An 11,062-nucleotide genomic window follows, 5' to 3' on the forward strand; every position below is an offset into this window, starting at 1 on the left:
GCTCAGGTCAAGGTCCTGGTGGCGATCGTCGGGCGCTTGCCCGGCCGGATCGTCAGGACCTTGGCCATGCCGATCGAGCCCGGCTTGGTGACCTCGATCGTCAGCTTGGCGCCGACGCGCAGGGCGCGGTGGCGGAACGCCGTAAGCGCGACCGTGCCGCTGCGCCCGCTGATCGTCACGCGCTTGCGCGGGCAGCCGCCGGTGCACCGGACGGTGATCGTCGCGCCGCTCGGGACGTCCTTGAGGCTGAGCGTGCTGAAGCGCGTGTGGCGCTTGGACGCGCGCATGAAGTAGCTGAGCGCGACGTCGATCTCCGGCGTGGGCGCTTGCGCAACCGGCGTCGGGGTGGGGGTCGGGGACGGTGCGGCGGGCGTGACGGGCGGGGTCACGGCGTCGCGGCCGTCGCAGTTCTCGTCGACGCCGTTGTCCGGGACGTCGGTCGCGGCCGGGCCGATCGCCGGGTTGCCGTCGTTGCAGTCGGCGGGCAGCGGCGAGCCGTCGGCGTCGTCGTCGATCGCGGTGATCGTGATGTCGCGCTCGACGAAGGCGCTGACGTCGTCGTCCTGATAGGTGCGGACCGCGAACGTGTACGTGCCGACGCTGAGCCCGCTGACCGCGAACAGGCCCTTGCTGCAGTCCTGGATCGTCCCGCCCTTGCCGAACCGGCACTCGAAGCCGTGCGGGCGGCCGATCGGCGCGTCGAACGTGAACGTCACGCTCGAGCGGGTCAGCGGTTGTCCCTCGGCAGGCGAGCGGATGACCGGGGGTTGCGGGGCGGCGGCGAGCAGGAGGGCGGAAGCGACGGCGAGCACGGCCGGAGCATACGGGTGGCATAAATACCCTTAAGCCGACCGGGTATTGTCACTTCGTATGAGCACCCTGCCCACACCGCTCGTCTCCACCGACTGGCTCGCCGAGCACCTTGACGACGCCGACCTGCGCCTGCTCGACGCCACGATCTTCCTCGCCCCGCCCGCCGGGCCGGGGGCGGACTGGACGCAGGAGCGCGGGGACGCCGCCCACGCACAGGAGCACATCCCGGGCTCTCGCTACGCCGATCTGGTCTCCGAGCTGTCCGCCGACGACGGCTGGTTCACGCGCCCGGAGGCGGACGCGTTCAAGGCCGCGGTGGAGCGGCTCGGCGTGGGGGACGACGCGAAGGTCGTCGTATACGACCGCGCCGCGTCGATGTGGGCGGCGCGCGTGTGGTGGCTGCTGCGCTCCTACGGCTTCGACGCGGTCGCCGTGCTCGACGGCGGCTTCGCGCGCTGGAAGGCCGAGGGCCGCCCGACGACCGCCGAGCCGACGCCGGAGGCGCCCGCGGCCAGCTTCACGCCGCGCGACCGCCCCGAGCTCGTGGCCGACCGCGACCAGGTGCTCGCGGCGGTCAATGACGGCGGCGCGTGCCTGATCAACTCGCTCACCGCCGAGGACTTCACCGCGACGAGCACGGACCGCTACGCGCGGCCGGGCCGGATCCCCGGCAGTCTGAACGTGCCGGTGTTCGACCTGCTCGCCGAGGACGGCACGTTCCGCTCGCCGGAGCAGCTGCGCCCGCTGTTCGCCGACGTGCTGGCGCGCGACGAGCGCAAGATCACCTACTGCGGCGGCGGGATCGCGGCCACGGGCGACGCGCTCGCGCTGTACCTGCTGGGCGAGACCGACGTCGCGGTCTACGACGGCTCGCTGCGCGAGTGGGCCGGCGACGAAGCGCTTCCGCTCGAGGTCGGCTGAGCCCGGGGCCCGGGATCGCGTCTTTGCCCGCGGCGCGATCCCGTACTACGGTTGCGGTCAGCCATGACTCACCGCTCCCGCGCTCTCCTGCTGCTCCTCGCCGTCGCGGCCGTGCTCGCCGTGTCGCCGGCCGTCGCGTCCGCCGGCGCCGGGTTCACCGTCCCGTCGGGCAACACGACGTGCGGAATCCTCACCACCAAGCAGGCCTACGGGCGCGGCGCCGGGCTCTACTGCACCTCCAGCTACATCAAGGCCAAGCCGGCGGAGGCGATCGGCGCCGTCAAGCTCAACCGCACCGGGCGGGCGCGCAAGATCAGCATGGGCAACGACGAGGCGCTGCCGGTCAGCGGCCTGCGCGAGGACGGCGGCTACGACAAGCGGCCCGTGCTCGCCTACGGCAAGACGTGGCGGCGCGGCGGCTTCAAGTGCGTGAGCCGCAGCACGGGCCTGCTGTGCAGCCGCAGCAAGCACGGCTTCTTCCTCTCGCGCGAAGAGCAGGACTACTTCTAGGCGAACAGGGCGGCGACGCGCATCGCGAAGCCCGGGAAGCTCGGCGAGGTGAGCGTGTCATCGGCCGTCAGCCGGCGCTCGCCGTCAGGCGTGACGACGAGCACCTGGCGCTCGGCCGGGTCGATCAGCCACAGCTCGCGCACGCCGGCCGCGACGTACTGCTCCCGCTTGGGGCCGAGGTCGTTGTCGCGCGTCTTGGGTGAGAGCACCTCGATCACGACGTCCGGCACCGTCTCCAGCGCGCCCGTCACGATCTCGGGTTCGCGTCCGGCATCCCACCAGGCGACGTCAGGCGCCAGGAACCCGTCGCCGATCTGAACGAAGACGTCGCTCAGCAGCCGGCCTGGACGGTTGCCTTGCCAGCGGCCCAATCCGAGCGCGACGGCCGTCTGCGCGACGGAGACGCTTCCGCCCGACGGTGCGATGTAGACCACCTCTCCCGCGATCAGCTCCATCGGCGCGCGCCAGCCCGAACGCTCCATGACCGCGGCGAACTCCGCCGCGGATGACGAGGGGTGCGTCACGCTGGCCACGAAGCCAAGCGTACCGGCGCCGCTAGAGCTTGGCGAGCAGGGCGCGCATCGTCTCCAGCGTCTGCCGGAGCGCGTCCGCCCCGAGCTGCTCGCCGACCTCGTCGGCCCACGGCCGGGTGACGAGCGCGATCTGGCGGATCGCCCAGTAGCCGGCCTCCGTGCACGCGAGCAGCTTCGCGCGCCGGTGGGCGGGGTTGGGGCGATACTCGGCCAGGCCGCGCTCGACCAGCACGTCCGCGATCCGCTGCACGGACTGGCGCGTGACGCCCATCCGCCGGCCGACTTCGGCGACGCTGCGCGGCTCGTCGATCACGCCGCCGAGCACCTGCCACCAGGCGGCGGTCAGCCCGCCGGCGGCCGCGCGTTCCTGCGCGACCTCCAGCAACCGTGCGTTGAGCCGGAACGTCTCCAGCACGAGCTCGGTGAACGCCTCGCCCGCCTCGGTGAGCGGCGGGGCGGGCGGCCACTGCTGGCGCGGCGGGTGCGTCACGCCGCCATGAGCGCCGGGAACGCCGACGCGTCGCCGCGATCGAACAGCGCCTCGTAGGCGTCGAGCTTGGCCTCGGGCGCTAGCTCGAGGTGCGCGAGCGTCGCGCGCGCGAACTGGACCGGGGACTGCGGGCCGGCGGTGATCAGGTTCTGGTCGACGACCGCCCGGGCGTCGACGTAGCGCTCGCCGCCCGCGTAGCCCGTGTACGCGAGGTACTCGGCCGCGGCGCTGGTGTGGCGGCGCTCGTCCAGCAGCCCGGCGCGCGCGAGCCCGGCCGTGGCGCCGCAGATCGCGGCCACGGGCACGCCGGCGGCCAGGAATCGCCGCGCGGCCTCGGCGAACGCCGCGCCGCCGCCCGCGTCCCACTCCTCGGCGCCGGGGAGGATGAGCAGCGCGCTGGCGGCCGGGTCGAGCTCGGAGAGCGTGATGTCGGGCAGCACCCGCACGCCGCCCATGGTGGTGATCGGCGCGGACGTCTCGCCGACGGTCACGACGTCGAACGGGGTGCCGGTGAAGCGGCCGGTGCGCAGTTCCGCGAGCAGGTGGCCGGCTTCCCAGTCGGCGAGCGAATCGACGGCGGCGAAGTGAGCGGTGTTCGTCATTGACAGCATTCTGTCATATACGACAGCATGTTGTCAAGTTGCCGGTTGATGAGGGAACTCTCACTGGAACCTCACACAGCGCTCACGGCGGCACGGGAAGGTCCAGCCTCCTCAAACCACCAGGAGGTCGGTTCACATGAAGAAGGTCCTCGGGACCGCCGTCGCGTTGACGGCGGCGCTGGCGCTCGCCCCGACCGCGTCCGCGGAGGAGCGGACGTGCCGCGGCAAGCTCGGCGCGATCACCGTCGACAACCTGCGCGTGCCCGACGGCGCGACGTGCACGCTGGACGGCACGTACGTCAAGGGCACGCTGAAGGTCGAGACGGGCGCGACGCTGAACGCGAGCGCGATCCGCGTCGTGGGCAACGTGCAGGCCGAGAACGCCAAGTCCGTGACCGTGAAGGGCGGCTCGCGCGTCGGCGGCTCGGTGCAGGTCAAGCAGGGCGGCGGCGCCAGCGTGCTCGACAGCACGATCAGCGGCGACATCCAGTACGACTCCAACCGCACGGCCCTGTCGGCGCTGCGCAACCGCGTCGGCGGCTCGATCCAGGTGATCAAGAACACGGGCGGCGTGACGATCACGGCCAACCGCGTCGACGGCAACCTGCAGTGCAAGGAGAACCGCCCGGCGCCGACGGGTTCGGGCAACGTGGTCCAGGGCAACAAGGAAGACCAGTGCGCGCGGCTCTGAGCCGCTGAGCACAAGCGGCGGCGGGCGGCGGTGGCTGGCGCGCCCCGCCCGCCGCACGATTTCCCTGCTGCTACGGTGTTTCGCTGCTTCGGGCTCGTCGTTGGTCGCGCGTGCCCGCCACCCGAAAGGACACCCGATGCCGCGCCGCTCCTGGCGCCGGCTCGTCCCGATCACCGCGCTGACGGCCCTTGCCTTGCCGTGCGCCGGGGCGAGCGCCGCGCCATTACCCGCCGATGAACGTCCGCTGCCGAGCGAGGAAGCGCGCGCCGCGCTGGCCGCGAAGGTCACGACGCTCCGGGCGCTCGTCGAGCGCAGGGAGGACCGCCGTCGCGCCCGCGCCAACCCTGAGGTGGTGGCGGTGGTCAAGCGCCAGATCGGCGACGGCTACGCCTACGGCGGGAGCGGCCCCGACGGCTTCGACTGCTCGGGCCTGACGATGTTCGCCTTCGCGCGCACGGGCGACGCGCTGCCGCACAACTCGCACGCCCAGGCCGCGATGGGCAAGCCGGTCGCCCGCGACGACATCCGTTCCGGCGACCTCGTCTTCTTCAGCACGGCGGGCCCCGGCGCCTCGCACGTCGGCATCGCCACCAGTGGGTCGACCGCCGTGTCCGCCACGTCGAGCGGCGGCGTGATGGAGCATCCGATCGACGACGCGTACTGGGGCGGCTCTTACGTGACCGCCCGCCGGATCGACTGACCGGGGGAGAGTTTCGCGCGGACGGGCCTCTACCGACCGGCGCAGGACTCATCATGTCGTGCCCCTCCCGCGATGCTCCACGTTCACCGATCCGACCGGGCCGACGGCCTGATTGAAGCCCTGCGCGCGCTGCTGGCCGTCCCGCCCGCGGACCCGTTCGCGCGCGAGATCGTCGCCGTGCCCACGCGCGGGATGGAGCGCTGGCTCACGCAGCGGCTCTCCAACGCGCTCGGCATCTGCGCCAACGTCGAGTTCCCGTTCCCGCGCCGGCTGACGGGCGCGGCGGTGGCGGCCGCGTCGGGGATCGAGCCGGATGAGGACCCGTGGCTGCCCGAGCGCCTGCTGTGGCCGCTGCTCGAGGTGGTCGAGGGCGCGCTCGACGAGCCGTGGCTGGCCGTGCTGCGCGATCACCCGCGGGCGCGCCGGTTCGGCGCGGTGCGGCACCTGGCGGCGCTGTTCGACCGCTACGCGACGCACCGGCCCGAGCTGCTGGACGGCGACCACTGGCAGGGCCTGCTGTACGAGCGCCTGCGGGCGCGGGTGCCGGTGCCCGACCCCGCCGCGCGGGTGGAAGCGGCGTGCGCGCGGCTGCGGCGCGACCCGGACGTGGTGGACCTGCCGGCGCGCGTCTCGGTGTTCGGGCTCACGCGCCTCCCGGCGGCCCAGCTGCATGTGCTGCGAGCGCTGGCGGAGCACCGCGACGTGCACCTGTTCCTGCTGCACCCGTCGCCGCAGCTGTGGGAGCGGGTGGCCGAGTCCGGCGCGCGGGCGACCGTCCGCCGCACCGACCCCACGACGCGGCTCCCGCGCAACCGGCTGCTCGCGTCCTGGGGACAGGACGCGCGCGAGCTCCAGCTCGTGCTCGGGCCGGACGTCGTCGCCCACGAGCACCCCGTCGAGCACCCCACCGGCACGCTGCTGGCCGAGCTGCAAGCCGCCGTGCGCGAGGACCGCGTGCCGGAGCCCGGGGAGCCGGACGGCACCGTGCAGGTGCACGCGTGCCACGGACGGGCGCGCCAGGTGGAGGTCGTCCGCGACGCGATCCTGCACCGGCTCGCGGACGACCCGACGCTCGAGCCGCGCGACGTGATCGTCATGTGCCCGGACATCGAGGCCTTCGCGCCGCTCATCCACGCGACGTTCGGCGCGGGCGAGATCGCCGAGGACGAAGAGGACGAGCTGGACACGCTCCCGCCCGAGGACCGGCCGCCGAACCTGCGCGTCCGGCTCGCCGACCGCTCGCTAGGCCAGACCAACCCGGTGCTGGGCGTGGTCGCGCGGCTGCTGGAGCTGGCGGGGCGGCGGCTGACGGCGTCCGAGGTGCTCGAGCTGGCCGAGCGCGAGCCGGTGCGCCGGCGCTTCCGGCTCGATGACGACTCGATCGCGCGCCTGCAGGACTGGGTGCGTACGAGCGGCATCCGCTGGGGGCTGGACGCCGAGCACCGGGCGCCGTTCAAGCTCTCCGAACTCCCCGCCGGGACGTGGCGCTTCGGCCTCGACCGCGTCCTGCTGGGCGTGACGATGACCGACGAGCGCCAGCGCCAGTTCGCGGGCGTGCTGCCGCTCGACGACGTCGAAAGCGGCGCCATCGAGCTGGCCGGCCGGCTGGCGGAGTACGTCGCGCGGCTGCAGACGGCGGTGGACGCGCTGAGCGTCGTGCAGCCCGTCCCGGCGTGGGCGGACGCGCTGGCCGCGGCCGCCGACGCGCTGTGCGCGGTCGCGCCGCTGGACGGCTGGCAGCGCTCCGAGCTGCAGCGGCTGCTCGACGACGTCGTACGCGAGTCGGCGTCCTTCCACGGACGGCTGTCGCTCGAGGAGGTGCGCGCGCTGCTCGCGGACCGCCTGAAGGGCCGGCCGACGCGCGCGAACTTCCGCACCGGGCACCTGACGATCTGCACGCTGATGCCGATGCGGTCGGTGCCGCACCGCGTCGTCTGCCTGCTCGGCCTCGACGACGGGACGTTCCCGCGCAAGGCACCGCGCGACGGCGACGACCTGATGCTCGACGAGCCACACGTGGGCGAGCGCGACGCGCGCGCGGAGGACCGGCAGCTGCTGCTGGACGCGCTGATGGCCGCGCGCGACCGGCTGATCATCACCTACACGGGCAACGACGAACGCACGAACGTCCCGCGCCCGCCCGCGGTGCCGGTCGGCGAGCTGCTCGACCTGGTGGGCCGCGGCGTGGTGCGCCAGCATCCGCTGCAGCCGTTCGACCCACGCAACTTCGAAGGCGCGGCGCCCTGGAGCTTCGACCGCGTGACGCTGGACGGCGCAAGGGCGCTGACCTCGCCTCGCTTCGGCGCACGGCCGTTCCTGGCGGCGCCGCTGCCGCCGCGCGAGCGCGGTCCGGTGGAGCTGAATGCGCTGGTGCGGTTCGTCGAGCGGCCCGTGCGCGCGTTCCTGCGCCAGCGGTTGGAGATCAGCGTCGGCGACTACTCGCAGGACGTCGATGACGCGCTGCCGGTGCAGCTCGACGCGCTGGAGCAGTGGGAGGTCGGCGACCGGCTGCTCGCGGCGGTGATGGCGGGCGCGGAGGGGCGCGCGGCGATCCGGGCCGAGATCGCGCGCGGCGGGCTCCCGCCCGGGCAGCTCGGACGGCCCGTGGTCAACGAGATCTGGCAAGGCGTCAACGACATCGCGGCGCGGGCGCAGGCGCTGATCGGCGCCGCCGGCGAGCCGGGGTCGGTGGACGCGAAGGTCGACGTGGGCGGGCGCCGGGTGTCCGGGACGGTCGCGGGCGTGCGCGGGTCGCTGCTGACGACCGTGACGTACTCGAAGGTCAACCCGCGGCACCGGCTCGGTGCGTGGGTGCGTCTGCTGGCGTTGTGCGCCGCGGGCGGGGAGTACGAAGCGCTGACGGTCGGCCGTGCGCAGTCGGGTGCCCACCATCTCGCGACCGTGACCGTCGCGCGGCTGCCGGTGCTCGACCGCGCGTTCGCGCTCGAGCAGCTGGAGCTGCTGCTCGATCTATACGACCGCGGGATGCGCGAGCCGCTGCCGCTCGCGTGCCGGACCTCCGCCGCGTACGTGGCCGGCCAGAACGCGCGCGCCGAGTGGGAGTCGGACCGCTTCCCGAAGGAGGACCGCGAGCCCGAGCACGAGCTGGTGTTCGGCGACATGACCTTCGCGCAGCTGCAGGAGGCGCCGCCCGGGCCGGAAGAACAGTGGGACCCGGGCGAGCCGACGCGCTTCGGCCAGTACGCGAAGCGGCTCTGGAGCGGGCTGCGCAGCGTCGAGGACGTGAGCGACCAGTGACGGCGCGCGCGTTCGACATCTGCGGGGCGTTGCCGACCGGGATCACGGTGCTCGAGGCGAGCGCGGGGACGGGCAAGACGTACACGATCGCGGCGCTGGCGGCGCGCTACGTGGCTGAGGGGACGCCGCTGCAGAACCTGCTGCTGGTCACGTTCACGCGGATGGCGACGGGCGAGCTGCGCGATCGCGTCCGCGAGCGGCTCGTGCGCACCGAGCGCGACCTCACGCGCGTGCTGGACGGCGCGCCGCTCGACACGCTCGATGACGTGACCCGGCTGCTGGCCGCCGGCCCTGACGTCGCGGTGCGGCGGGACCGGCTGATCCGCGCGCTGGCCGACTTCGACGCGGCGACGATCGCGACCACGCACGGGTTCTGCCAGGAGGTGCTCGGTGGGCTCGGCGTCGCGGGCGACCTCGAGCCGGACGCCGAGCTGGTCGAGGCCGTGGACGACCTGACCGGCGAGGTCGTCGACGACCTGTACGTGCGGCGCTACTTCAAGGACGTCGACGCGCCGCTGATCACGCGCGCCGAGGCGCTGAAGATCGCGCGCGAGACGATCGCGAACCCGGGCGCGCCGATCGAGCCGCGCGACACGTCGGGGAACGACCTCGCCGCGTTGCGCGCACGGCTGGCGGCCCGCGTGCGGGTGGAGCTCGAGGAGCGCAAGCGGACGCTCTCGATCGTCACCTACGACGACCTGCTCACGCGGCTCAACGAGGCCTTGAAACGCGGCGGAGTGGACAAGCTGCGGGCGCGCTACCGGGTCGTGCTGGTGGATGAGTTCCAGGACACCGATCCGATCCAGTGGGAGATCCTGGAGACCGCGTTCAAGGCGCCCGAGGTGACGCTGGTGCTGATCGGCGACCCCAAGCAGGCGATCTACGCCTTCCGCGGCGCCGACATCTACTCCTACCTGGAGGCCAAGGAGACCGCGTCGGCGACGGAGACGCTGAACGTGAACTGGCGCTCGGACCAGGCGCTGATCGACGCCTATGACGCGATGTTCGGCGGCGCCCAGCTCGGTGACGAGCGGATCGTGTACCTGAGGGTGCGCGCCAACGACCCCGACAAGCGCCGCTCGCTGCCGGGGGCGCCGCTGCGGATGCGGGTCGTGGACCGGTCGGACCCGGCGATCGAGCTCACCGCGAAGGGCTACGCGGGGCTGAACTCGGCGCGCGCGTACGTGGCGCGCGATCTGGCCGAGGACATCGTGCGGCTGCTGGAATCGGGGCAGGCGAAGCCCGGCGACATCGCCGTGCTGGTCCGCTACAACCGCCACCACGCGCTGCCGGTCCGGGACGCGCTGGACGCGGCGGGCGTGCCCGTCGTGATCAACGGCGCGGGCAGCGTGTTCGGCACGCGCGCGGCGAGCGACTGGCTGGACCTGCTGGAGGCGCTGGAGCGGCCGTCGTCGGTGCCGCGCGCGCGACGCGCGACGATGACGCCGTTCCTCGGCTGGAGCGCCGAGCGCGTGGCCACGGCGGATGACGAGGAGTGGGAGAACGTCCACCGGCGCCTGCACGCGTGGGCGGCGCTGCTGCGCCGGCGCGGGCTGGCTTCGCTGTTCGAGACGATCACGCTGGTCGAGCGGTTGCCGGGCCGCGTGCTGGCCGAGGCCGACGGCGAGCGCCGGTTGACCGACCTGCGCCATGTCGGCCAGCTGCTGCACAGCGCCGCTTCCGCCGAGCGGCTCGGCACGGCCGCGCTGGCCGTCTGGCTGCGTCAGCGCGTCGCGGACGCCGAGCGCGAGGGCGACGAAGAGCGCTCCCGCCGGCTGGAGTCGGACGCCGAGGCCGTGCAGGTGCTGACGATCCACCGCGCGAAGGGGCTCGAGTTCCCGGTCGTCTACGTCCCGTACCTGTGGGAGCCGACCTGGGTCGACGACAAGCCGATCCCGATCGTCTACCACGACCCCGACGCCGACTTCCAGCGCACCATCGACGTCGGCCTCGCCGGCTCGGACTATCGCCGCCACAAGGACCTCCACATCGCCGAGCAGCGCGGGGAGGACCTGCGGCTCGCCTATGTCGCGCTCACCCGCGCCAAGCACCAGGCCGTCGTCTGGTGGGCCGGCACGTGGAACAGCCGCGACTCCGCGCTGAGTCGCCTGCTGCTCGCCCGCGACGCCGACGGCCGCGTCGCCGACCGCGGCCCGAACCCGCCCACCGACGATGTTGCGATCGAGCGCTTCCGCGAGCTCGCCTCCAATGCCCCGGGCTGCGTGAGCGTCGAGCGCGCGTCGCTGTCAGGCATGCCGCTCGGCTGGTCGGCCCCGCGTCCCGAGGCCGCGTCGCTGGCCGCGGCGACCTTCACCCGCGAGCTCGACCGCTCCTGGCGGCGCACCTCCTACAGCGACATCACCGCCGCCGCCCACGAGGCCCGCGTCGCCTCCGAGCCGGAGGAGGTGGCGCTGACCGACGAGCCCGGCGAGGAGCCCCGCTTCGGCGACCTCGTCCCGGACGACGCCGAAGTCGTCGGCGGCATCGCCCGCTCCGCGCGCGGCGCCCACGCGCCGCCGCCCGCCGCCGCGCCGCCCGGCGACG

10 protein-coding genes are annotated in these 11,062 nt (G+C 73.7%); 6 read left to right on the forward strand and 4 right to left on the reverse strand.

The window, feature by feature from the left end; genetic code table 11:
* Positions 1 to 2: 2 nt before the first annotated feature.
* Complete coding sequence (locus OJ962_RS11455) at positions 3 to 812, reverse strand: MopE-related protein (protein WP_202954198.1); 810 nt, start codon at positions 810 to 812, stop codon at positions 3 to 5.
* Between the two features lie 58 nt (positions 813 to 870).
* On the opposite strand from OJ962_RS11455, the gene OJ962_RS11460 reads away from it, so the two are divergent.
* Together OJ962_RS11460 and OJ962_RS11465 are read left to right on the forward strand one after the other, a co-directional pair.
* Complete coding sequence (locus OJ962_RS11460; RefSeq protein ID WP_202954199.1) at positions 871 to 1,734, forward strand: sulfurtransferase; 864 nt, start codon at positions 871 to 873, stop codon at positions 1,732 to 1,734.
* Between the two features lie 63 nt (positions 1,735 to 1,797).
* On the forward strand, positions 1,798 to 2,244 hold the full coding sequence (locus OJ962_RS11465; RefSeq protein ID WP_202954200.1) for a DUF6636 domain-containing protein: 447 nt from the start codon (positions 1,798 to 1,800) through the stop codon (positions 2,242 to 2,244).
* On the opposite strand, the gene OJ962_RS11470 is transcribed toward OJ962_RS11465, so the two are convergent.
* The 3 genes from OJ962_RS11470 to OJ962_RS11480 are packed head-to-tail and all read right to left on the reverse strand — an operon-like array spanning position 2,241 to position 3,869.
* Positions 2,241 to 2,777 carry a Uma2 family endonuclease gene (locus OJ962_RS11470; RefSeq protein ID WP_202954201.1) on the reverse strand — a complete coding sequence of 179 codons (537 nt, stop codon included), beginning with the start codon at positions 2,775 to 2,777 and terminating at the stop codon, positions 2,241 to 2,243. The genes OJ962_RS11465 and OJ962_RS11470 overlap by 4 nt on opposite strands.
* 22 nt (positions 2,778 to 2,799) lie before the next feature.
* Positions 2,800 to 3,267: a MarR family winged helix-turn-helix transcriptional regulator gene (locus tag OJ962_RS11475; protein WP_202954202.1), complete on the reverse strand. Its 468-nt coding sequence runs from the start codon at positions 3,265 to 3,267 to the stop codon at positions 2,800 to 2,802.
* Positions 3,264 to 3,869 (reverse strand): DJ-1/PfpI family protein, encoded by a 606-nt coding sequence (locus OJ962_RS11480; protein WP_202954203.1) that lies wholly within the window; start codon positions 3,867 to 3,869, stop codon positions 3,264 to 3,266. The genes OJ962_RS11475 and OJ962_RS11480 overlap by 4 nt, the downstream gene beginning before the upstream one ends.
* Positions 3,870 to 4,005: 136 nt before the next feature.
* On the opposite strand from OJ962_RS11480, the gene OJ962_RS11485 reads away from it, so the two are divergent.
* From OJ962_RS11485 to OJ962_RS11500, 4 genes are all read left to right on the forward strand, one after another.
* Positions 4,006 to 4,560 (forward strand): hypothetical protein, encoded by a 555-nt coding sequence (locus tag OJ962_RS11485; protein WP_202954204.1) that lies wholly within the window; start codon positions 4,006 to 4,008, stop codon positions 4,558 to 4,560.
* 136 nt (positions 4,561 to 4,696) lie between these two features.
* Positions 4,697 to 5,260, forward strand: a complete 564-nt coding sequence (locus OJ962_RS11490) for a C40 family peptidase (RefSeq protein ID WP_202954205.1) — start codon at positions 4,697 to 4,699, stop codon at positions 5,258 to 5,260.
* A gap of 72 nt (positions 5,261 to 5,332) precedes the next feature.
* Positions 5,333 to 8,518 (forward strand): exodeoxyribonuclease V subunit gamma, encoded by a 3,186-nt coding sequence (recC, locus tag OJ962_RS11495; protein ID WP_202954206.1) that lies wholly within the window; start codon positions 5,333 to 5,335, stop codon positions 8,516 to 8,518.
* The coding region (locus OJ962_RS11500; RefSeq protein ID WP_270006349.1) for a UvrD-helicase domain-containing protein at positions 8,515 to 11,062 on the forward strand (2,548 nt) is incomplete at its 3' end. The genes recC and OJ962_RS11500, both read left to right, overlap by 4 nt.

Source organism: Solirubrobacter deserti, from assembly GCF_027587175.1.
GTDB classification, from domain to species: Bacteria; Actinomycetota; Thermoleophilia; order Solirubrobacterales; family Solirubrobacteraceae; genus Solirubrobacter; species Solirubrobacter deserti.